The organism is Nocardiopsis trehalosi NBRC 14201, assembly GCF_001552555.1.
GTDB classification, from domain to species: domain Bacteria; phylum Actinomycetota; class Actinomycetes; order Streptosporangiales; family Streptosporangiaceae; genus Nocardiopsis_B; species Nocardiopsis_B trehalosi.
In genome coordinates this window covers 20,732-41,931 of record NZ_BCRK01000002.1, presented here as the reverse complement: position 1 = coordinate 41,931, position 21,200 = coordinate 20,732, and the positions used below count along the sequence as shown (strand labels likewise).

The following is a 21,200-nucleotide window of genomic DNA, read 5'->3' as shown; positions in this document are numbered from 1 at the left end:
CTCGGCCTCTCAGTCCAGCGTGTAGTAGTCGGGGCCGGGGTAGGTGCCGGTGGTCAGCCGGGTGCGCTGCATCAGCAGGTCGTTGAGCAGGCTGGACGCCCCGAGCCGGAACAGGTCGGGGTCGAGCCAGGCGGGCCCGGCGACCTCGTTGACCAGGACGAGGTTGCGGACGGCGTCCTTGGTGGTGCGGATGCCGCCCGCGGGCTTCACGCCGACCCGGCGGCCGGTGGCGGCGTGGTGGTCGCGGACCGCCTCCAGCATGATGAGGGTGACCGGGAGGGTGGCGGCGGGCGCCACCTTGCCGGTGGAGGTCTTGATGAAGTCGGCGCCGGCGTGGATGGCCAGCCACGACGCGCGGCGCACGTTGTCGTAGGTGGCGAGTTCGCCGGTCTCCAGGATGACCTTGAGGTGGGCGTCGCCGCACGCCTCCTTCACCGCGATGATCTCGTCGTGGACCTTGCGGTAGTCGCCGGCGAGGAACGCGCCCCGGTCGATGACCATGTCGATCTCGGCGGCGCCGTCGGCGACGGCGCGGCGGGTGTCGGTGAGCTTGGCGCTCAGCGGGGCGCGGCCCGCGGGGAACGCGGTGGCCACGGACGCCACCTTGACCCCGCTGCCGGCCAGGGCCTCGACGGCCACGCCGACCAGGTCGGAGTAGACGCACACGGCCGCGACGCGCGGCACCGAGGGGTCGGCGGGGTCGGGGTGGACGGCCTTGGCGGACAGGGCGCGGACCTTGCCCGGCGTGTCGGCGCCCTCCAGGGTGGTGAGGTCGACCATGCGGATGGCGAGGTCGATGGCCCGCGCCTTGGCGGTGGTCTTGATCGACCGGGTCGACAGGTCGGCGGCGCGGGCGCGCGCCCCCACCTCGTCGACCCCCGGGAGTCCGTGGAGGAACGCCCGCAGCGACGCGTTGGACGCCGCCGTCTCGGGCGCGAATGCGGAATCTGGCACGGAGGCAACCACCCTCAGGCAATCTCGGCGGGGACGCCGGTGGCCCGGCGCCGGAGAGCACGGCCACCATAGTGGCACGCCCCGACCACGGGATATGCCCCGGTTCATCCGGTCGCGGGCGCGGCCGTCGGCGTCCCACCCATCATGCATGATGGGGTGCGGGGGCGCCGCGCCGCCCGCCCGGCCGCGCCGGGCGCGTTCGAGGGGGGATGACCACGGTGGCCGAGATCCGGATCAGCTCCGACGACGGCTTCGACCTCCGCCGCCTGGCCGCGGCCCTGACCGAGTCGCAGGGCTGGCCGCGCGACCAGGTCGGCATCTGGGAGAACCGGGGCGGCAACGACGTCGTCATCACCGTCGACGACGCCCTGCTGGCCCCGTCGACGCCCGACCCGATGCGCCGCCCCGTGCACACCCGCAGCGACGTGCACCGCGCGTGCGAACTGCTGCGCCACCGCGACCCGTCGCTGCGCGGGGTGGCGTTCCCCGAACTGCGCGACGAGGCCGCCCGGTTCTTCTCGGCGGGCTGGTCCATCGCCGACCTGCTGCACGCCCTCAGCCACCGGCACGACGGCCGGCCGTGGCCGCTGGGCGAGGGTTACGCGGGCGTCGAATGGCTCCAGCACCGGCTGCGGAACTGGAAGTCGGACACCGGCGACATCCGCCCGTCGGTGTCCCAGGAGAGCGCCCAGTTGCGCGTCGTCGGCCGGGTGGGCCTGCCGCCCGACATCGGCCTGCCCGACGACGAGGCCCCGGTCCGGCGGCAGGCCGCCAGCCCCGCGACCGCGCGGGCGGCGGCCGACGACGCCCGGCGGCTGATGCGCGCGCAGACCCGCACCACCAGCGAGACCCTCGAACACCGCGACCGCACCTCCGCGCGCATGGCCCGCCCGCCCCGCTGAGCGCCGCCCGGCCCCACCCGCCCGGACGCGATGTCCACCGTTGCGGTAGGAATAGGGGATGGTCCCCCTGAGCACCGCGCCCGACGCGGTCGAGGAGCTGCTGCTCCCCATTCCCGCGGGCGAGGTCGTCCTGCGCGACGAGCGCGCCCGCACCGAGCGCACCGCCGCCGTCGCGGCGTTCCGCCTCTCGGCCGTCCCGGTGACCCGCGGGCTGTACCGCGCCGTCCTCGGCACCGCCCCCGGGGCCGCCGCGGGTCCGCTGGCACCCGTCACCGAGGTCTCCTGGACCGACGCCGTCCGGTTCTGCAACGCGCTGTCGCGGGCGGCCGGGCGCACCCCCTGCTACCGGCCCGGAACCGACCCGGACGCGGTGGGCACCGCCGCGGTGCCCGGCGCCGACGGCTACCGGCTGCCCACCGAGGCCGAGTGGGAGTACGCCTGCCGGGCCGGCACGGCCGGCGACCGCTACGGCGACCTGGACGCGATCGCCTGGCACCGGGGGAACTCCGGCGGCGCCGCGCACGACGTCGCCACCCGGGCGCCCAACGCGTGGGGCCTGCACGACATGATCGGCAACGTGTGGGAGTGGTGCTGGGACGTCTACGACCCCGCCGTCTACGGCCCCTACCGGGTCTTCCGGGGCGGCGGGTGGCAGGACGTGCCGCGCGCGCTGCGGGCGGCGTGCCGCCGCAAGAGCCACCCCACCCTGCGCATCGACGACCTCGGGTTCCGGGTGGCGCGCTCCGGGTGAGCGCGGGCGCCGCCGGCGTCAGAACACGGCCGTCAGGCGGGTGATGGGGTCGACCTCGCGGAAGCGCGGGTGGCCGCTCGGCGGGTCGGCGCGCTCCAGCGCCCAGGTGAGCGGGTGCGGCACCAGGACCGCGCCCAGACCGGCGTCGAGCGCGGGGCGCACGTCGGAGCGCACCGAGTTGCCGATCATCCAGGTGGTGTCCGGGTCCAGCGCGTGGCGGGCGGTGAAGTCGCGGTAGGCGGACGCGTCCTTCTCCCGGACGATCCCCACCCCGGCGAACAGCGGGGCCAGCCCGGAGGCGTCGATCTTCCGCCGCTGGTCGGCGGGGTCGCCCTTGGTGAGCAGGAACAGCCGGTGCCGCTCCCCCAGCGCCCGCAGGGTCTCGGCGGCGCCCGCGATCAGCTCCACCTCGCTGTCGAGGATCGCCGCGCACAACCCGCGCAGCACCGCCCGGTCGTCCTCCCCCACGGGGGTGTCCGGGCGGAGCCGGGCCAGCGCGTCGGTCAGGCTCCGCTCGAACACCCGGGCCCCGTAGCCGTACAGCGCGGAGTTCTCGCGCTCCACGTCGTTCAGCACCGCGCGCACCTGCTTCCGCGTCAGCGCGGGGTGGTCGACGTGGTCGATGTAGCCCTCGACCGCCCGCTCGAACAGCACGTTGTTCTCCCACAGCGTGTCGTCCGCGTCGAAGATCAGGTTCTGCCGCATGGCCGCTCCGCTCCCGTTCCGTCCCGCACCCCGTCCGCGGTCGAAACGGGCGGATCCGCCCGCGACACCGCAGACCGCCTTACGTTACATTCGGGCGATCACGGCATAGCGTGGGGAACGTGGTAGAACGCCCGCGCGTCGGCCGTGGCGCGCGGTTCGTCGTCTGGAGGGCGCCGTATGGGGGAACCATCGCTGTCCCGGCTGCTGCCGGTCGAGGCGATCGTGACCGGCATCCAGGTGCCCGACTGGCGGGGGGCGATCCGCGCCGCCGGCGAACTCCTCGTCGCGACCGGGGTCAGCACCGAACCCTACGTCCGGCAGATGCAGGACGCGGTCGAGGAGTACGGCCCCTACATCGTCATCGCCCCCGGGCTCGCGCTCGCCCACGCCCGCCCCTCGCCCGACGTGCTGCGCACGGGGCTGTCGTGGGCCGGGCTGGCCACGCCCGTCGCGTTCGGGCACGCCCAGAACGACCCCGTCCACCTCGTGATCGGCCTGGCCGCCGTCGACCACGACGGGCACTCCTCCGCCCTGTCGCGGCTGGCCCGCATGCTCGCCGACCCCACCCGGCTGGAGGCGCTGACCTCCGCCCCCGACGCCCGACGCATCCACGCCATCATCACCGAGTACGAGACGAGCCAGGAATGAAGATCCTCGCCGTGTGCGGCATGGGAATCGGCACCAGCGTCCTGCTGAAGAGCAACGCCGAACGCGCCGCCCAGGACCTCGGGCTGGACGCCGACGTGGAGGTGGCCGACATCGGCACCGCCCGCGGCGCCGCCGCCACCGCCGACGTCGTCCTGACCTCGGGCGAACTCGCCGCCGAACTCGGCGACATCGGGGTGCCCGTGGTGGTCATCGACAACTTCATCGACGGCGACGAGGTCCGCGAGAAGCTCGGCGCCGCCGTCGGCTGACCCGGCGCCGGCCCCGGCCGGCGGCGCACGCTCCTCCCCGACCCCGCCCGCGCGCCCCGCGAGCCCCGACCAAGGAGCAGATGATGGAGTGGATCGTCGCGGTCGCCCAGTTCGTGGTCAACGAGCTGCTGAGCGTCCCCGCCTACATGGTCGGCCTGATCACCGCAGCCGGGCTCATCGCACTGCGCAGGTCGGTCGGGCAGATCATCGGCGGCGGGATCAAGGCCGTCCTCGGGTTCCTGCTGATCGGCGCCGGAGCCGCGATCGTGGTGGCCGCGCTCGACCCGCTGGGCGTGATGATCCAGGGCGCCGCCGGCGCCCAAGGGGTGGTGCCGACCAACGAGGCGATCGTCGCGATCGCCCAGGAGCGGTTCGGCGCCCAGGTGGCGTGGATCATGATCGCCGGGTTCGTGCTCAGCCTCCTGCTCGCCCGGTTCACCCCGCTGCACTACGTGTTCCTCACCGGCCACCACACGCTGTTCATGGCCACCCTGCTCACCATGGTGCTGGCGACCACCGAACTGCCCACCCTGGCGAAGGTCGCGCTCGGCGCGGTCCTGCTGGCGGTGGTCATGGTTGCGCTGCCCGCCCTGGCCCAGCCGTGGACCCGGCGGGTGGGCGGGGACGGCAAGATCGCCATCGGCCACTTCGGGACGCTGGGCTACATCGCGGCCGGGGTGACCGGGCAGGTGGTGGGCCGCACCAGCCGCAGCACCGAGGACATGAAGCTGCCCGAGGGCCTGCGGTTCCTCCGCGACTCCATGGTGGCCACCGCGCTGTCGATGGTGCTGGTCTATGTGGCCGTGGCCCTGCTCTACTGGGCGCGTCTGGGCACCGCCGCCGCCCTGGAGATGTTCCCCCCGCCCGAGGGCGTGGAGCCCACCGTGGGCCACTTCGTGATGCAGTCGGTCATGCAGGGCCTCCAGTTCGGGATCGGCGTGGCGGTGATCCTGTACGGGGTGCGGACCATCCTCGGCGAGCTGGTGCCGGCGTTCCAGGGGATCGCCGAGCGCATCGTGCCCGGGGCGGTACCCGCCCTGGACGCCCCGATCGTGTTCCCGTTCGCGCAGAACGCCGTGCTCGTGGGGTTCATCTCCAGCTTCGTCGGCGGGCTGGCCACCCTGGCGGTCATGGCGGTGTGGCTCAACCCGGTGCTGGGGCTGGCGCTCATCCTGCCCGGCCTGGTGCCGCACTTCTTCACGGGCGGCGCCGCCGGGGTGTACGGCAACGCCACGGGCGGGCGGCGCGGCGCGGTGCTCGGGGCGTTCGTCAACGGCGTGATCATCACCCTGCTGCCGGCGTTCCTGCTGGGCGTGCTGGGCACGTTCGGGAACGCAAACACCACGTTCGGCGACGCCGACTTCGGCTGGTTCGGGATGGCGGTGGGCTACGGGTTCCGCGGCGGCGACGTGGTGGGCGTGGTGGTGTCCCTGGCGGTGGCGGCGGTGCTGCTGGTGGGGGCGATCGTGGTGCAGAAGCGGCTGGTGGACACCGGGTGGGACCCCGGCGCCCGGCGTACCGCGGCCACGGCGGGCGAGGGCCGGCCGCCCCGCCGCGGGGCCTGAGCCGGCGCGGCGGCCGGGGGCCGGATCACTCGATCCGCGCGAATCTGCGCACCGACAGCGCCAGGGCGGCCACGCAGAACCCGGCCACCAGGCCGATCTCGACGGCCACGGTCGGGTGCCACCCGCCCCACGCCACCGGCTGGGCGAGCGCCTCGGCCTGGCCCTGCGGCAGCCGCGCGCCGATCGTGCGGCGCATGGCGTCGACGGCGTAGGTGAGCGGGTTGGCCAGGGCGGCGGGCGCCATCCAGGCGGGCATGGCGCTGACCGGGAACATGGCGCCGGACAGGAACAGCACCGGGGTCATCAGCACGGTCAGCACGGTGTTGAAGGTCTGCAGGCGGCGGATGGTGCACGCCACGAGCGCGGCGATCGAGGTCATGACGAGGGCGGTGAGCCCGGACTGCACCAGCAGCAGCAGGACGAGGTCGGGCCGGTAGGGGATGCCGACGAGCCCGCAGCAGGCGAGCACGACGAGGCCGGTGCAGGTGGCGACGGTGGCACCGCCCAGGCACTTGGCCAGCAGCAGGGTGGAGCGGCGGACCGGGGCGACGAGCATCTCGCGCAGGAACCCGCTCTGCCGGTCCCAGACGATGGACGCCCCCACCGAGACGGCCGGGGCCTGCACCGCCATGACGAGCACCCCGGGGAACAGGAACACCAGGTAGCCGCCGACGCCCGCGCCCGTGCCCGCCTGCGCGTACATGCGGGACAGGCCCACCCCGAGGATGAACAGGAACACCATCGGCTGGAGCAGCGACACCGCCGTGCGGACGGGGTCGCGCAGGAAGTGCAGCATCTCGCGCCGCCACACCATGCGGGCGGCGCGGAGTTCGGCGAGGGGCCCGCCCGGGCCGGCGGCGGGCCCGGGCGGACGTGCGGTCGTGCCCGCCGCCGGGCCGCGGCCGGGGGTGGCGGCCACCGGTGCGGTGCCGGTCATGCGGGACCTCCCGGGGTGGTGGTGGACGCGGGGTCGGCGGGCCGGATGCGGTGCCCGGTGTGGTGGAGGAAGACGTCGTCGAGGGTGGGCCGGGTGACGGTGACGGAGAAGACGGGGACGTCGAGCCCCGCGCAGAGCCGCGGCACCAGCCGCGCGCCGTCGGCGGCGCGGACGGTCACGCCGTGGTCGCCGACGGTGGAGGTGAGCCCGAACCGGTCGCGCAGCCCGCGGGCGGCCGCGGGGTCGTCGCCGGTGCGGAGGTCGATCCGGTCGGTGCCGATCACCGACTTGAGTTCGGCCGGGGTGCCCCGCGCGACGATCCGGCCGTGGTCGATGATGGCGATGCGGTCGCACTGCTCGGCTTCGTCCAGGTAGTGCGTGGTGACGAACAGGGTGGTGGACTCGGCCCGGCGGACCTCGCCGAGGTGGCGCCAGAGGTCGGCGCGGGCCTGGGGGTCGAGCCCGAGGGTGGGTTCGTCCAGGAACAGCACCCGGGGGCCGTGCATGAGGCCGCGGGCGATCTCCAGCCGGCGGCGCATACCGCCGGAGAAGGTGCGCACGTAGTGGTGGCGGCGGTCGCCGAGGCCGACGAGGCCGAGGACGGCGTCGACGCGGGCGGGTACCGCGGCGCGCGGCAGCGCGTAGAGGTCGGCGTGGAACCGGAGGTTCTCGTCGGCGGTGAGGTCGTGGTCGAGGGTGGACTCCTGGAACACCAGGCCGATGTGGCGACGGACCAGGCCGGGCGCGGTGCGGGTGTCGTGGCCGGCGATGGCGATGCGGCCCGCCGTCGGCCGCGCCAGCGTGCACATCATGGCGATGGTGGTGGTCTTGCCGCAGCCGTTGGGGCCGAGGAAGCCGAACATCTCGCCCTGGCCCACGGTGAGGTCGAGCCCGCGGACGGCCTCGACCCCGCCGGGGTAGGTCTTGCGGACGCCGTCGGCGTGGATGGCGGGCGGGCCGTCCGCCGACGGGGGCGCGACCGCGCGGCCGGGGCTGCGACGGGTGCGGAGCACGGGGTGGGTGTCCCTTCGGTGGCGGGGCGGCGCGGGCGGCCGCCCCGGCGGGGTCAGGCGGGCAGGCCGAGGCGTTCGCGCCAGTCGTCGGGGACGGCGAACCCGAAGCTCCACCGGTGGCGCTCGGTGCGGTTGACGATGCAGTGCCACAGCAGGCGGTCGGGGTCCTGCTCGATCTTGAAGAAGCGGGCGATGCGGGGGCGTTCGCCCAGGGTGACGAGCTCACCGGTGGCGGGGTTCTGGTACCGGAAGAACGAGGTGTGGCCGGGGTCGTCGAAGGGGGCGTCGAAGTCGATGAGGTACATGCGCCACCCGGGCTGGGTCTCGTTGGTGTGCCACAGCCGGTAGCTGGACGGCGGATACCACATGGAGCCGGAGAAGCGGACCTCGGTGCCGAAGGCGGACTCCAGCGCGGCGACGGTGGCGCTCTTGGCGTCAAGGTAGTCGCCGTAGCCGGGGTGGTCGACGTGTTCGTCCAGGTTGACCAGGTGGAAGCCGCGGCGGGTGCCGCTGCCGGGGTCGGCGCGGTCGGCGCGGCGGACCTCGGCCTGCCAGCGGCGGAAGTCGTCGCTGGTGGGGGCGAGGTCGGTGGAGCGGGCGTCGTCGTCGCGGTAGCGCTCGGCGAAGGCGGCGAGGTCGACGGTGGACGGGGTGGCCTTGAGCCGCGGGAGCTGGTGGAGCACCGCGTCGAAACCGGGGATGTCGGCGATGTCGTACTCGTGGTGGAGGAACCCGGAGCCGTCGTCGGCGGGTGGCGCCGCGGGGGCCGGCGGTGCGGGCGCGGCGGTGGGCGCGGGCGTGGGGAAGGTGCGCGACGCGGTGGCGAGGTCGGCCACCTGGAAGTGGTACCCGTGCCGGCGGCCGAGCGCGATGATCTCCTTGGGGCCGGTCATGGCGCGGAGGGTGCGCATGAGGTCCTGGGAGGCGTGCACGGTGTGCAGGAACTCCGTGCAGGATTCGATCGACATGGGGTCAGCCCTTCGTGGTGGCGGAGGCCGGCGGGTCGAGGAGCAGGACGGAGGGGACGCGGTCGGGTGCGGCCAGGCGGAGCATGTGCAGGCCGGCGCCGGTGAAGCCGAGCATGAGCCCGGGGAAGAAGCCGGTGGCGCCGCCCTCGCCGACGACGAGGTCGCGCCACTGGTTCTGCGCCTGGACGTTGGCCTCCATGCGGAAGGCGGGCTCGTCGCGGAGTTCGCTGAACCGGAGGAGGAGTTCGGCGTTGCCGGAGCGGCCGTGGCAGAGGGTGTCGTTGCGCAGCTTGGGGAAGTTGCGGGTGGTGGCGGCGAGGGCCTGGCGGGCCTCGCGCAGGAGGGTGTCGTCGTCGCGGCCGAGGGCGTCCCAGGCGGTGATGCGGCTGAGCCCGATGCCCGCGGCGCCGTTGCACCAGGCGTTGGCGTAGTGGCGGCCGTTGCTGGCGACCCCGCCGGAGGAGGTCCGGAGGTCGTACCAGTCCTGGTCGACGTGGTCGAAGTGGCGGGCCTCGTAGGCGAACGCGCGGCGGCCGGCGTCGATGTGCTCGGGGAGGTCGAGGAACGCGCCGAGCGTGATGAGCGCCCAGCCGAAGCCGGCGGTGCCGTGGGTGAACCCGGTGAGCGGCACGTCGTTGGCGCCCGGCGGGGAGGGCGGCCAGACGAGCGCGTCGCCGTCGGGCCGGGCGGTGGCGAGCAGGCGGTCGGCGCACCTTCGGGCGGAGTCGAGGCCGTGGCCGTCGGTGGCCCCCGCCAGGCCGAGGAGGACCGGGACGAGCCCGGCGGACCCGCCGAGGACGTCGAGCCGGGTGTCGGTGTCGATGCGGTCGGGTAGGCCGCGGCTGAGCCGGACGGCGCGGTCGAGCAGCGCGGAGTCGCCCCAGAGGGCGTGCAGGTGGGTGAGGAGGTAGATGAGCCCGCCGATGCCCTGGAAGGCGCCGATGCGGCTGGTGTCGCAGGCGGCGATGGCGTGCGCTGCGGCGCGTTCGGCGGCGGCGCGGAACTCGGGGCGCGGCACGAGGGAGTCGAGGTAGGCGAGGAAGAACGCGATGCCGGCGGAGCCGAGGTAGAGGTCGCCCTCGACGTCGGCGGTGGCCGCACGCCCCTCGGTGAGGTCGTAGGAGGTCCACGGCGCGGACGCCCCGGCCTCGCGCTGGGTGTCGCAGAGGCGCTGGCCGATCTGGGCGGCCTTGTCGAGGCAGGCGGCCACGAACGCGGGGCTGGTGATCTCGCCGGTGGAGAGGCTGGCGGAGATGTAGTGGTGCTGCCGGGTGTGGTTGGCGTCGGAGAGGTGGGCGATGCGGTCGGCCACGTGCTCCAGCGGGGAGAGTTCGAGGTGGCCGGGGACGGCCGTGCGGTGGTCGTGGACGAGGTCGCGGCTTCCGGCGCGGACGGTGAACAGGGGGACGTCCATGCGCCACAGGGAGTCGAGTTCGCGTTCGGCGAGGACGCCGGTGTCGTCCCAGGCGCGCGGGGAGGCGCGGACCACGCTGGTGAGCAGATCGACCTCAAGGGGGTCGGCGAGGGCCTTGGGGTGGCGGGCCGACATCAGCGACTGGGCGTAGACCTGGGTGCCGCGGTTGATAAACCGGATGGAGGCGTCGGCGAACAGGGCGGCGACGCGGCGGTCCGCGCCGGGGCGGCGGAACCACGCGTAGACGCGGGAGAAGCCGTCGGCGATCGCGTCGGCGTGGTCGGCCGGCTGGACCAGGGTGTCGCCGAGGAAGACCCGGTTGGCGGCGTCGGGGCGGACCGTGACGCCGGTGCGGTGGGCGACGGAGCTGCGGAAGCTGAGGCGGTCGGCGCTGAGGCTGGGGACCGGCATGGGGATCTCGTAGCTGGTGCCGCCGGCGTAGCCGCTGATGCGCATGGCCGCGGAGTCGCCGCCGTCGCGGACCCGGGGGTCGGGCCATTCGAGCAGGCCGGTGCCGAACACGGAGTCCATGAGGGTGTCGGCGCGGCCGCCCTGTCCCTTGGGGCGGACGCCGAGCACGGTCTCGCAGTCGCAGATGTGGGCGTCGCCGTCGGCGATCATGACGTTCTCGAAGTGGAGGTCGCCGCCGCCGAGGACGTAGAAGACGCCGAGGAAGCCGCCGAGCTGGCGGTAGACCCGGGCGGCCTGGTCGGGGGTGCGGACGCGGTTGCGCCCGGTGGGGATGAGGGCCTCGTACCCGTAGCCGTCGCGGGGCAGCAGGCCGCGGGCGGCGAAGTCGACGACGCCGTCGTCGGCGAGCACCCGCAGCAGGTCCTGCATGGCGGATTCGGCGGCGATGCACCGGGGCTTGTACACGACGGTGCCGGTGCCGCCGCCGGCGAGGTCGACGTCGACGAAGACGACGCTGCGGGCGCCGGCGTGGTGGTCGGAGCGGCCCATGCGCGCGGTGCGGAACCGGGTGATGGGGCGGTCGAAGAACGCGTCGGCGAGGTCGTCGGCGTCGGCGGCGAGGTGGGTGGTGAGGTCGCGGCCGTAGTCGGCGAGGAGCCGGGTGACGTGCGCGAGCCAGCGGCCGAGGACGGGGAAGCGGCGGTAGAAGGCGTGGTAGGCGGCGGTGTCGCCGAAGGTGGTGTCGAGGTAGTGGAGGTAGTCGTCGCGGGAGGCGCGCGCGGGGTCGATGCCGGCGAGGGTGCAGTGGACCTTGGCGTCGGCCTCGACCGCCCAGGCGAGCGCGAGTTCGAACCGGTCGAGGAGGTGGTGCTGGAAATCGCGGACGATGCCGGGGCCGATGAGGCCGGGGTGGGGGGCGGGGGGTTCGCGCAGCAGCCGGCCGAGTTCGAGCAGGAAGGGTTCGCACGCCTTGGCGAGCCGGCCGTAGTAGGTGTCGCGGTGCCGCCAGTCGGCGTCGGGTTCGGCGGGGCCGGCGCCGAAGCGGTCGAGCGCGGAGCGGTAGGTGGGGAGCCAGTCGCGGTGGAGGTCGGTGAGCAGCCGCGCGGCGGGCGATCCGGGGTCGGGGGCGGCGCCGAGGGCGAGTTCGTGCCGGCGGTAGTCGGTGAGGAGCCGGGTGAGATCGGCCTTGGTGTGCCGGTCGGGGACGGAGCCGTTGACCGACGCGCGGGCGAACTTCAGGGCGAGCCGGCCCGCGAGGTGGTCGACCTTCCAGGCGTCGACGGGGTCGAGCGCCGGGGCGTCCGCCGGTGGCGGGCCGAGGGTGTCGGCCACGCGCGTGCGCTCGGCGAGGTTGCTGGCGCCGGCCGCGATGTCGACGGGGTAGGGGTTGCCCATGGGCGGGAGGGCTCCTCCGGTAGGGGTGGCAGAGGGGCGGGGGCGGCGGCCCGGATGGGGCCGCCGCCGGTGCGGCGCGGCGGGCGGTGCCGCCGCGCGTACCGCGACTACTTGCTGGTGCCGTCGCAGACGAAGGTGAACGGGCCGAAGCTGCAGGTGGACTCGCAGGCGTAGACCTCGCTGGCCACGATGCCCTCGGTGATGGCCTCGAAGGCGTCCGCGTCCTGCTGCTCGACCGCCGGCGGCAGCGTGGCGGCGGAGAGCCCGAACGCGGCGGGGTCGGCGAGGACGGCGCTGCGGAAGTCGGCGTCGACGACGGCCTGCTGCAGGGTCATGGTGGTGGACATGGCATTCCTCCTGTGTGGTGCTGCGATGATGTGGGTCACGCGGTCTGCTCGGCGGTCAGGTTGACGCCGATCTGCTGCTGCACGTTGGTGAGCTCGTGGATGGCGGCGCTCATGTTCCGGCTATGGCTCTGCCAGTCGACCAACTCCTTCGCCTCGGGGGACAGGGCGTCCCGGTCCCAGAAGGTTTCGAGCCACGTCTTGACGGCGTGGGGGTGGAGGTCCGTCATGGGCTCGGTCCGTGCGAGCAGGGGTTCCTCGTGGAGGTCGAGGGCGAGGCGCAGGGCCTCGGCGAGCTTTCCGTCGGGAGGGAGCAGGGAGCACAGGACCATCAGGTTCTGCACCTGGCGGATCGTGTGGACGCCCTCGTAGATAGTGGGGGGCTTGACGTCCATCGGCGGCCTTCCTCCTGTAATCACGGGGGCACCCGGTGTCGGGCCGGCCCCGCGTTTACCCATTGCCTCGGTGCGTGCAAGGCAAATATAAGCGGCCGATCCTTTCACTCGCCTTTCTTGCGACTTGCAGGAAAACGCGGGCCCCTCCGTTCGCGTATAAGCCGGAATTCCAGACATCGCGGTTATCTCTACGAAGCAGCCGAATGTCCGTGACGTCCGGAATTAACGCCTCCGACGCCGCATGTCTGGAGTCCCGGGTCACCGCGCAGGATGGCCACGTGCAGTTCGCGGAGCTGCTCGCCCGGGTCCATGCCCATCTCCTCGCGGAGCCGGCCGCGGATCTCGCCGAACGCCTCCAGCGCCTCCACGCGCCGCCCGCAGCGGTACAGGCAGACGATGAGCTGGTGCCAGAACCGCTCGTGGAACGGGTACCGGCGCACCAGGGACCGCAGCTCGCCGACCAGCTCGTCGTGGCGGCCGCGGGCCAGGCCGATCTCGTGGCAGCGCTCGCGCACCCGCAGGCACTCCTCGTCGATGCGCGGGACGACGTCGCGGTGCAGGGTGGCCGAGCGCACGTCGCGGAGCATGGGTCCGCGCCACAGCGACAGCGCCTGCGTGAGCGCGGCGGACTCGGCGGCGGTGTCGCCGCGCCGCGCCGCCACCCCCGCTGTGGCGACGAGCGCGCGGAAACGCAGCAGGTCGAGGGTGTCGGGGTCGGCCTCGAACAGGTAGCCGGCCGCCGTGGTGCGCAACCGGGCGGCCGTCCCCTTCTCGTGGCGGCCGAGCGCGGTGCGCAGGCGGGTGAGGCAGGTGTAGAGGGCCGCCCGCGGGTTGTCCGGCTGCCCGTCGTCCCACAGCAGGCCGACCAGGTCGTCCATCGCCACCACGGTGTTGGGTGCGAGGAGCAGCGCGGCCAGCAGCACGCGCTGCTTCCCCGCGGGGACCCGCACCGGCCGGGCGTCGGCGGTCACCTCCAATGGGCCGAGAACACGGAATTCCACCCGGTGAGGCATGGTCTCCACTCCTTTCCCCCGCCGGAACGGCGGGGACTCCGTGGAATTGACGCGGCGACATCCGGAACGCGGGGCGAACGACGCCCGGCGGCCCGTGGCCGCAGGCGAATCCTAACCGCCGAAAGCGTCCGCGAGTTTTCCGCTGCGTCATCACGGAGCAATTTCCCGGCGGCCTGTTGCGCATTCACCCGGGAATGGCGGAAACCTCCCTTCCGCGGCCGCGCGCGGGCGCACCGCCCGCGCGGTGCGGCGGCGGAGGCGGCGGGGCGGCCGGGGCTAGGATCGGCGGCGGACGGACACGGCCGCGCGCGGGGCGCGGCCGCCGGGGGGAGGCCGCAGGTGACATCGCCCGCGGAGGTCCTGGCGGGGCTCCCGCCGGCCGCCGTGTACCCCGTTCTCGCGCTGCTGGTCGCGGCCGAGACCGCGGTGCTGCCGGGGGTGGTGGTCCCGAGCCTCGCCCTGCTGCTGACGGCCGGGTACCTGGCCGCCGCCGGCACGCTGTGGCTGCCCGGTGTGCTGCTGACCGCCGCCGCGGCCGCCGCCGCGGGAGACGCCATCGGGTTCCACACCGCGCGGGCGCTGGGCCCGCGCCTGCGGCGCGGCGCGGCGGCCCGCCCGGCGGCGGTCCGGCACTGGCGGCGCGCCGAGGCGCTGGCGGCCCGCTACGGCGCGTGGGCGATGCTGGTGGGCCGGTTCATCCCGTTCGTCCGGACGCTGACGCCCCATGTGGTGGGCCTCGGCGGCCGGCGGTACCGCGACGTCGCGCCGGGCGCGCTGCTGGGGGCGGCGGGCTGGGCGGTGCTGGAGGTGGGCGCGGGCGCCCTGGCGGGGGTCACGGCCGCGGGGTCGGCGGCCGCGGCGGCCGCGCTGGCGGCGGGCCTGGCCGCCGCGGCCGGCGCGGTGGTGGCGGTGCGGCGGCGCGCCCGGGCACGGCGCTCCCCCGCCTGACGGCGACGCCCGGCGTGCGGAGCCGCCGGCCCTGGAACAGCGCGGCGGGCCCCCGCCCGGGGCGGCGCCGGCCTCGGCGCGGTGCCCGCTGCGCGGCGGGCACCGCCCGGCTCAGATGTGGACGACCGGTTCGCCGGAGCCCTCGCCGGTGCGCGGCGCGGGCTTCATGAAGGACGCGAGCACGGCGGCGGCGACCATGACGGCGGCGGAGATGCCGAACGCCAGGTGCAGCCCGTCGATGAAGGCGAGGTTGCTGGCGCGGGTGACGGCGGCGGCGACCTGCTCGGTGGCGCCCTCGGGGACGACCGCCCCGCCCTGGGAGATGGTGCTCTGCATGGCGGCGGCCTCGGCGGCGGTGGGCCGGTCGAGCCCGGCGTCGGCGTAGTGGCCGGGGACCGCGCCGACGATGGTCAGCGACAGCACGGCGCCGAGGATGGCGGTGCCCAGGGAGCCGCCGAGCTGCATGGCGGCCTGCTGCATGCCCGAGGCGACGCCGGCCAGGGACATGGGCGCGCTGGTGATGATGGCGGCCGTGGCGCCGGTCATGACCAGGCTGAGCCCGATGCCGAGGAGCAGGAACGCGGTGGAGGTCCAGACCAGCCCGGTGTCGAAGGTGAGCCGGGAGAGCATGAACATGCCCGCTGCGGCGAAGAGCAGTCCGGCGACGGTCGGGACCCGGGTGCCGTACCGGTCCATGAGGCGCCCGACCGGGGTGCCCGCGACGCCCATGACGAGGGTGAGCGGGAGCAGCTGGAGGCCGGTCTGCATGGGGCTGAGGCCGCGCACCCCCTGGAGGTAGAAGGTGACGAAGAACAGCGAGCCCATGAGGCCGAGGGCCGTGAGCACCATGAGGACGGTGCCGATGGAGATGGGCGCGCGGCGGAAGATGCTCATGGGGAGCAGCGGGTCGGCCACGCGCAGCTCCCAGAACACGAACCCGGCGCCGACCACCAGCGCGGCCACCAGGACGCCCAGGGTCTCGGGGTGGGTCCACCCCGCGACGGGGCCCTCGACGAGCGACCACACCAGGGCGAACATGGCGGTGCTCAGCAGGACCATGCCGACGAGGTCGAACCGCGACCCGGGGTCGGTGGGGCGGTTGGGGCCGATGAGCCAGAGCGCGGAGGCCACGGCGACGGCGCCGACCGGCAGGTTGATGAGGAACGCCGAGTGCCAGCCGAACGCGGTGACGAGGACGCCGCCGAGGATGGGGCCCGCCGCCATGGCCCCGCCGAGCAGGCTGCCGAACACGCCGAAGGCGCGGCCGAGCATGTGCGGCGGGAAGTTCGAGCGGAGCAGCCCCATGGCGGCCGGGGCGATGGTGGCCCCGAAGACGCCCTGGAGGATGCGCAGGCCGACGAGCGCGGGCACGGTCGCGGCGAGGGTGATGGCGACCGAGGTGGCGGTGAAGCCGACGATGCCGATGAGGTAGACGCGGCGGTGGCCGAACCGGTCGCCGAGCTTGCCCGCGGTGATGAGGAAGACCGCGAGGCCGAGCAGGTAGCCGTGGGTGACCCACTGGAGCTGGGCGAGCGACGCGTCCAGGTCGGCGCCGATGGCCGGGTTGGCGACGGCGACGATGGTGCCGTCGAGGGCGACCATCATGACGCCGAAGGCGATGGCCACCAGGGTGGCCCAGGGGCCGCCGCGGAAGCGCGGGGCCGGTGGCGCCGGCGCGGCGGCGGCCGGGATGGTACTGGTCATTGTCATGTGGGTTCCCCTGCTCCGTTCGGGTGGCGGCCGCACCCGCCCGGCGTGGCCGCGTCCACAGTAATGACAGCCGCTGACAAACGGCAACGACTGACTGTTCCCCCGACCGGTGGGTAGGATCCCGGCGGAGGAACGAGGCGAACGAGGAGGATGCGGTGACCAGCATCGACCACGGCAGCGACAGTTCCGGCCCCCGCCGGCGGGCGTGAGCGTGATCACGGTGGGCGGCGACGAGCCGTGCGGACTGCGCGAGCGCAAGAAGGCGCGCACGCGCGAGGCGCTGCTGGAGGCCGGGCTCCGGCTGTTCACCGAGCACGGGTTCACGGAGACCACCACACAGGCGATCGCCGCCGAGGCCGACGTGTCGCAGCGGACGCTGTTCCGCTACTTCGCGTCCAAGGAGGACATCGTCCTGGCCGTGGTGGACGACGCCGAGGAGGCGTTCCGGCTGCAGGTGGCCGCCCGGCCCGCCGCCGAGCACCCGTTCGCGGCGCTGGTGCACGCCGCCGACGCCACCTGGGGCGACCTCGACTCGCGCGCGCTGGAGACCCATGTGCGGCTGCTGCGGCTGTGCGACGGCACCCCGCGCCTGTCGGCGGCCCGGCTCCAGCGCTCGGCCACCCACCTGCGCCTGCTGGCCGCGGTGATCGCCCGCCGCACCGGCGCCGACGCCCGCGACCCCCGACCGGAGCTGCTCGCGGCGGCGTTCGGGTCGGCGGTGCACGTGGCGGTCACCCGCTGCTGCCGCCTGGGCGGGACGGAGGTCGAGGACCTTCTGGAGTCGGTGCGGACCTGCCTGCGGCACCTGGCCCCCGCCCTCACCGAGCCGTGGGGCGGCGGGCCGGCCCCGACCGGCGGCGCCTGAGGCGGGCTCCCGGACCCGCTCTTCCGGCCCCCACCCCGCTCTTACCCGGCTCCAACGCGGGCGCCCTAGGGTCGGGACATGACCGGATGCCACCCGGAGGAGGGGCCCGCGTGACACCCCCCGAGACCGTCCCCGCGCGCGTGCTCGTGGTCGAGGCCGACCCGACCCTGCGCGGTGTGCTGACCGCCGTCCTGACGTTGAGCGGGCTGCGCGCCGCCGGAGCCGCCGACCTCACCGCGGCGGAGGCCGCCGTGCGCGCCGCGCCGCCCGAGGCCGCCCTCGTCGACACCACGACCGGCGCCGACGGCGCCGCTGCGGCGCTCCTGCTGCGCGCCGCCGTCCCGGACCTGCCGGTGCTGTTCCTGGCGACGCGCGCGGAGCCGCGCGCCGCCGCGCCGGGCGGCGCCGACCACTACCTGGCCGTCCCGTTCGACCTGCGGCAGGTGGTCGCGCGGCTCCAGGCGCTCCTGGCCGCGCGGCCGGACCGGGCCGTCCCCGCGCCCCGGTCGGGTGCGCCGGCCGGCTCCGGGGCGGACTCCGCGCTGAGCGCGTGACCGGTTACCCGCGCGGGGGACCCGTTGCGGGGCCGGGCGGGCCCGGCGGGTCGGGCACCGCGGCGGCCGTGACGTCGGCGAGGGCCGCCAGCGGGGCCTCCAGGGGGCCGCGGCGGAACACCGCCCGCCACAGCGACGCGAACACCAGCGAGCCGAGCACGAACGCCTCCAGCCGGAACGGGGCGACGTCCTGGAAGGACATGCCGAGCGCGGCGATCACCACGATGTGCCCGGTGTAGACGGTGAGCGACATCGACCCGGCGGCTGCGAGCGGGTAGAGCAGCCACCCGGCGGCGTCGGCGAGGACCAGGCACCCGGCCAGTACCAGCAGCGCGGTGCCGGTGGCCCCGGCGACCTCGAACGGTGTGCCGCTGTGCGGTGAGGCGACGAGCAGCCACCACGGGGAGTCCACGGGCACCTGCCCGTGCAGGTCGCCGACCTGGGCGGCCATCCACTCCCGGAGCGGGTCGAGGAGGGCGGGGTCGGCGTCGGCGGGCGCCATGCCCCCGGCGCCCGCCGCCTGGGCGGCCAGCAGCCGGTCGAGGACGCCGAAGGCGCCCATCAGCAGCCGCGACCCGCCGTAGCCCGCGACGGCCAGCGCGGCGCCCGCTGCGGCGAGCGCGCCGCGCACCCGGGCGGAGCGCAGGTCCAGCCGGCCGGCGGCCATCCCGGCCAGGACGAACGCCATGAAGGTGGCGGCCGGGTAGTAGCCGGTCAGGAAGAAGTCGGTGAGGCCGTTGATCGACGCCGGGCGCAGCGGGGTGTCCCCGCCCATGGCCGCGCGCACGGCGAACGACGCGAGGGGGCCGAGGACGCCGACCGCCGCAGCGGCCGCCGCGAGCGCGGGCGCGCGCAGCCGCAGCAGCGGCAGGGCGAGCAGGAAGAACCCGCCGTAGTAGGTGAGGATGATCGCGATGGGGGCGTCGAGGAGGTCCAGGACGCCGCCGAGGAGCGCGAGGACGAGCGCGCGGACGAGGATGCGCAGCCGGGCCCGCTGCAGTGCCGTGCCGGACAGCGGTGCGGTGCGGCCGGTCATCAGCGCCAGGGAGATCCCGGCGAGGAAGGCGAAGAGGGCGGAGGAGCGGCCGCGCGCCAGTTCGTGGAGGGCGTCGGCCGTGGCGCCCTCGGCGACCCCGATGGCGGCGACGCCCAGGTGGACGGTGAACATGCCGAAGACCGCGAGGGCGCGGGCGACGTCCACGCCGGGGAGCCGGCCGGTCCGGGGCGCCGTGGTGGTGTCGGCCGCCGGCTGGGGGGTTCGCTGGGACACGCCGCCCAGACTAGGGCGTCTTGGCGGGGTTTGTCGTTGGCCGGCGCGGGGCGGGCGGACGGCCGCGCGGGCCGCCCGCCGCCCGCGGCGGGTCAGTCGGCGCCGCCGGCCATCCGGGTGAAGTAGTCCAGGGCCGCCGGGTTGGCCAGGGAGTCGCGGCTGGCGACCCGGGCGGGGTCCTCCCCCATCAGGATGCGCTTGACCGGTACCTCCAGCACCTTGCCGGAGAGGGTGCGGGGCACCTCGGCGATGGCGCGCACGGCGTCGGGGACGTGCCGGGGCGAGCAGTCCTCGCGGATGCGCCGCGCCAGGCGGCGGGTGAGGTCGTCGTCGAGCCGGGAGCCCTCGCGCACCACGACGAACAGCTCGATGCGGGACCCGCCGCCCTCCTGCGGCACGTCGACCACCAGGGCGTCGACCACCTCGTCCAGGGCGAGCACGGCCCGGTAGATCTCGCTGGTGCCCATGCGGACACCGCCGCGGTTGATCGTGGAGTCGGACCGGCCGTAGATGACGGCGGTGCCGCGGTCGGTGATCTCGATCCAGTCGCCGTGCCGCCATACGCCCGGGTACACGGCGAAGTAGCTGTCGCGCAGCCGCTCGCCGCCGGGGTCGTTCCAGAAGCGGATCGGCATGGAGGGCGCGGGGCGGGTGACGACGAGTTCGCCGACCTCGCCGACGACGGGGCGGCCCTCGGGGTCCCAGGCGGCGACCGCCATGCCCAGGGCGGGCGCCTGGATCTCGCCCTCGTACACCGGCAGGGTGGGCACCCCGCCGACCAGGCAGCTGCACACGTCGGTGCCCCCACTGGTGGAGAACAGCCAGAGGCGGTCGCCGAACTCGCGGTAGCACCAGGCGAACCCCTCGGGGCTGAGCGGGGAGCCGGTGGAGCCGATGGCGTGCAGCCGGGACAGGTCGCGCCCCTCGGCGGGGTGCACGTCCTCCTTCATGCACGTGGCCAGGTAGCCGGCGCTGGTGCCGAAGACGGTCACCCCGGTGCGTTCGGCCAGGTCCCACAGCGCGCCGAGGTCGGGGTGGGCGGGGCTGCCGTCGTAGAGCACGATGGAGGCCCGGGTGAGCAGGACGCTGACCAGGAAGTTCCACATCATCCACCCGGTGGTGGTGAACCAGAACACCCGGTCGTCGTCCTGGGCGTCGAGGTGCAGGTGGAGGTTCTTCAGCTGCTCCAGCAGGATGCCGCCGTGCCCGTGCACGATCGCCTTGGGCAGGCCGGTGGTGCCCGAGGAGTAGAGCACCCACAGCGGGTGGTCGAAGGGGACGGGCGTGAAGTCGAGTGCGGCCCCCTCGCCGGCCGCCTCCAGGTCCGCCCACGCCAGCGCGTCGGGTACGGGGGTGGCGCCGAGGTAGGGCAGCACGACCGTGTGCTCGACGGTGGGCAGCTGGGCGCGCAGCTCGGCGAGCACGCCGGTGCGGTCGAAATCGCGGCCGCCGTAGCGGTAGCCGTCCACGGCGAGCAGCACCTTGGGCTCGATCTGGGCGAACCGGTCGATGACGCTGCGCACCCCGAAGTCGGGCGAGCAGGAGGACCAGACCGCGCCGATGGCGGCGCAGGCGTAGAACGCGGCGACGGTCTCGGCGATGTTGGGCAGGTAGCCGACGACGCGGTCGCCGGGGCCGACGCCGAGGCGGCGCAGCCCGGCGGCGATGGCGGCGGTGCGCCGCTTCAGCTCGCCCCACGTCCACTCCCCCGCCACGCGCAGTTCGGAGGCGTGCCGGATGGCGACGGCGTCGTCGTCGCGGTCGGTGAACAGGTGCCGGGCGTAGTTGAGGGTGGCGCCGGGGAACCAGCGGGCGCCGGGCATGGCGTCGTCGGCGAGGACGGCGTCGTAGGGGGTGTCGGAGCGGACCCCGTAGTAGTCCCAGACGGCCGACCAGAACGCGTCGAGGTCGGTGGTCGACCACTCCCACAGCGCGCGGTAGTCGTCCGCGGCCGCTGCGGGGGCGCCCCGGTGCTCGGCGGCCCACCGCGCGAACGCCGTGATGTTGGCCCGCTCGCGCCGCCGCTCGCCGGGTTCCCAGAGCACCGGTGGCTGCGTCCGCTCCGTCATTTCCGCGCCTCCCTGATCGACTGCACGCGTGCCGCCGACCGGCCTGTTCAGCGGGGCGGCCGACCGGCGGGTGTGACGTCCCTCATCTAACAGCACGGCC

The 21,200-nt window shown here is 74.9% G+C and carries 20 protein-coding genes; 8 read left to right on the top strand and 12 right to left on the bottom strand.

The genetic code is table 11. The features are described 5' to 3' along the window. Window positions 1-9: 9 nt before the first annotated feature. Window positions 10-954 (bottom strand): deoxyribose-phosphate aldolase, encoded by a 945-nt coding sequence (gene deoC, locus NT8_RS00800; protein WP_067962827.1) that lies wholly within the window; start codon window positions 952-954, stop codon window positions 10-12. 218 nt (window positions 955-1,172) lie between these two features. Between deoC and NT8_RS00795 the strand changes: the two genes are divergently transcribed. Further along, entirely contained in the window at window positions 1,173-1,856 is a 684-nt protein-coding gene (locus NT8_RS00795; RefSeq protein WP_067962947.1) for a hypothetical protein, read from the top strand. Window positions 1,857-1,914: 58 nt separating this feature from the next. Then, complete coding sequence (locus NT8_RS00790; protein WP_174549493.1) at window positions 1,915-2,607, top strand: formylglycine-generating enzyme family protein; 693 nt, start codon at window positions 1,915-1,917, stop codon at window positions 2,605-2,607. A gap of 18 nt (window positions 2,608-2,625) precedes the next feature. On the opposite strand, the gene NT8_RS00785 is transcribed toward NT8_RS00790, so the two are convergent. Further along, entirely contained in the window at window positions 2,626-3,312 is a 687-nt protein-coding gene (locus tag NT8_RS00785; protein WP_067962823.1) for an HAD family hydrolase, read from the bottom strand. Between the two features lie 177 nt (window positions 3,313-3,489). On the opposite strand from NT8_RS00785, the gene NT8_RS00780 reads away from it, so the two are divergent. The 3 genes from NT8_RS00780 to NT8_RS00770 all read left to right on the top strand — a co-directional run bounded on the left by NT8_RS00780 (window position 3,490) and on the right by NT8_RS00770 (window position 5,794). Beyond that, window positions 3,490-3,960: a PTS sugar transporter subunit IIA gene (locus NT8_RS00780; RefSeq protein ID WP_067962820.1), complete on the top strand. Its 471-nt coding sequence runs from the start codon at window positions 3,490-3,492 to the stop codon at window positions 3,958-3,960. After that, complete coding sequence (locus NT8_RS00775) at window positions 3,957-4,229, top strand: PTS sugar transporter subunit IIB (protein WP_067962816.1); 273 nt, start codon at window positions 3,957-3,959, stop codon at window positions 4,227-4,229. The genes NT8_RS00780 and NT8_RS00775 overlap by 4 nt, the downstream gene beginning before the upstream one ends. A gap of 80 nt (window positions 4,230-4,309) precedes the next feature. Further along, on the top strand, window positions 4,310-5,794 hold the full coding sequence (locus NT8_RS00770) for a PTS ascorbate transporter subunit IIC (RefSeq protein ID WP_245645981.1): 1,485 nt from the start codon (window positions 4,310-4,312) through the stop codon (window positions 5,792-5,794). A gap of 25 nt (window positions 5,795-5,819) precedes the next feature. On the opposite strand, the gene NT8_RS00765 is transcribed toward NT8_RS00770, so the two are convergent. The 7 genes from NT8_RS00765 to NT8_RS00735 form a co-directional block, all read right to left on the bottom strand. Then, window positions 5,820-6,731, bottom strand: coding sequence for an ABC transporter permease (locus NT8_RS00765; RefSeq protein WP_084468537.1), 912 nt, complete (start codon window positions 6,729-6,731; stop codon window positions 5,820-5,822). Next, on the bottom strand, window positions 6,728-7,744 hold the full coding sequence (locus tag NT8_RS00760) for an ABC transporter ATP-binding protein (protein ID WP_084468536.1): 1,017 nt from the start codon (window positions 7,742-7,744) through the stop codon (window positions 6,728-6,730). Before NT8_RS00760 ends, NT8_RS00765 begins: the two co-directional genes overlap by 4 nt. Window positions 7,745-7,797: 53 nt before the next feature. After that, window positions 7,798-8,712, bottom strand: coding sequence for a Nif11-like leader peptide family natural product precursor (locus NT8_RS00755; RefSeq protein WP_067962810.1), 915 nt, complete (start codon window positions 8,710-8,712; stop codon window positions 7,798-7,800). Window positions 8,713-8,716: 4 nt separating this feature from the next. Next, window positions 8,717-11,932 (bottom strand): type 2 lanthipeptide synthetase LanM family protein, encoded by a 3,216-nt coding sequence (locus NT8_RS00750; protein ID WP_067962808.1) that lies wholly within the window; start codon window positions 11,930-11,932, stop codon window positions 8,717-8,719. Between the two features lie 107 nt (window positions 11,933-12,039). Then, entirely contained in the window at window positions 12,040-12,279 is a 240-nt protein-coding gene (locus NT8_RS00745) for a cinnamycin family lantibiotic (protein ID WP_067962807.1), read from the bottom strand. A gap of 35 nt (window positions 12,280-12,314) precedes the next feature. Next, the gene (locus NT8_RS00740) at window positions 12,315-12,671 is read right to left on the bottom strand and encodes a DurN family substrate-assisted peptide maturase (RefSeq protein WP_067962804.1); all 357 of its coding nucleotides are present in this window, start codon (window positions 12,669-12,671) and stop codon (window positions 12,315-12,317) included. A gap of 188 nt (window positions 12,672-12,859) precedes the next feature. Further along, window positions 12,860-13,672: an AfsR/SARP family transcriptional regulator gene (locus NT8_RS00735; protein ID WP_169805172.1), complete on the bottom strand. Its 813-nt coding sequence runs from the start codon at window positions 13,670-13,672 to the stop codon at window positions 12,860-12,862. A 351-nt stretch (window positions 13,673-14,023) separates the two neighbouring features. On the opposite strand from NT8_RS00735, the gene NT8_RS31135 reads away from it, so the two are divergent. Further along, entirely contained in the window at window positions 14,024-14,632 is a 609-nt protein-coding gene (locus NT8_RS31135) for a DedA family protein (protein ID WP_067962798.1), read from the top strand. Between the two features lie 111 nt (window positions 14,633-14,743). Here NT8_RS31135 and NT8_RS00725 read toward each other — a convergent pair whose 3' ends face one another. Then, window positions 14,744-16,336, bottom strand: coding sequence for an MFS transporter (locus tag NT8_RS00725; protein WP_067962796.1), 1,593 nt, complete (start codon window positions 16,334-16,336; stop codon window positions 14,744-14,746). Between the two features lie 211 nt (window positions 16,337-16,547). Here NT8_RS00725 and NT8_RS00720 point away from each other — a divergent pair, with 211 nt between their 5' ends. After that, window positions 16,548-17,207, top strand: a complete 660-nt coding sequence (locus NT8_RS00720; RefSeq protein WP_067962793.1) for a TetR/AcrR family transcriptional regulator — start codon at window positions 16,548-16,550, stop codon at window positions 17,205-17,207. A 110-nt stretch (window positions 17,208-17,317) separates the two neighbouring features. Continuing rightward, window positions 17,318-17,761, top strand: a complete 444-nt coding sequence (locus tag NT8_RS00715) for a response regulator (RefSeq protein WP_067962790.1) — start codon at window positions 17,318-17,320, stop codon at window positions 17,759-17,761. 4 nt (window positions 17,762-17,765) lie between these two features. Here the strand turns inward: NT8_RS00715 and NT8_RS00710 are convergent, their stop codons facing one another. Together NT8_RS00710 and NT8_RS00705 are read right to left on the bottom strand one after the other, a co-directional pair. Then, complete coding sequence (locus NT8_RS00710; protein ID WP_067962787.1) at window positions 17,766-19,031, bottom strand: heparan-alpha-glucosaminide N-acetyltransferase domain-containing protein; 1,266 nt, start codon at window positions 19,029-19,031, stop codon at window positions 17,766-17,768. A 92-nt stretch (window positions 19,032-19,123) separates the two neighbouring features. Continuing rightward, window positions 19,124-21,100, bottom strand: a complete 1,977-nt coding sequence (locus tag NT8_RS00705) for an acetoacetate--CoA ligase (protein WP_067962784.1) — start codon at window positions 21,098-21,100, stop codon at window positions 19,124-19,126. Window positions 21,101-21,200 lie beyond the last annotated feature (100 nt).

Bases quoted from the DNA above. Each gene is read 5' to 3' on its own strand.
- NT8_RS00790 (WP_174549493.1), top strand. From the start codon at position 1,915: ATGGTCCCCCTGAGCACCGCGCCCGACGCGGTCGAGGAGCTGCTGCTC.
- NT8_RS00785 (WP_067962823.1), bottom strand. From the start codon at position 3,312: ATGCGGCAGAACCTGATCTTCGACGCGGACGACACGCTGTGGGAGAAC.
- NT8_RS00780 (WP_067962820.1), top strand. From the start codon at position 3,490: ATGGGGGAACCATCGCTGTCCCGGCTGCTGCCGGTCGAGGCGATCGTG.
- NT8_RS00775 (WP_067962816.1), top strand. From the start codon at position 3,957: ATGAAGATCCTCGCCGTGTGCGGCATGGGAATCGGCACCAGCGTCCTG.
- NT8_RS00770 (WP_245645981.1), top strand. From the start codon at position 4,310: ATGATGGAGTGGATCGTCGCGGTCGCCCAGTTCGTGGTCAACGAGCTG.
- NT8_RS00765 (WP_084468537.1), bottom strand. From the start codon at position 6,731: ATGACCGGCACCGCACCGGTGGCCGCCACCCCCGGCCGCGGCCCGGCG.
- NT8_RS00755 (WP_067962810.1), bottom strand. From the start codon at position 8,712: ATGTCGATCGAATCCTGCACGGAGTTCCTGCACACCGTGCACGCCTCC.
- NT8_RS00750 (WP_067962808.1), bottom strand. From the start codon at position 11,932: ATGGGCAACCCCTACCCCGTCGACATCGCGGCCGGCGCCAGCAACCTC.
- NT8_RS00745 (WP_067962807.1), bottom strand. From the start codon at position 12,279: ATGTCCACCACCATGACCCTGCAGCAGGCCGTCGTCGACGCCGACTTC.
- NT8_RS00740 (WP_067962804.1), bottom strand. From the start codon at position 12,671: ATGGACGTCAAGCCCCCCACTATCTACGAGGGCGTCCACACGATCCGC.
- NT8_RS00725 (WP_067962796.1), bottom strand. From the start codon at position 16,336: ATGACCAGTACCATCCCGGCCGCCGCCGCGCCGGCGCCACCGGCCCCG.
- NT8_RS00705 (WP_067962784.1), bottom strand. From the start codon at position 21,100: ATGACGGAGCGGACGCAGCCACCGGTGCTCTGGGAACCCGGCGAGCGG.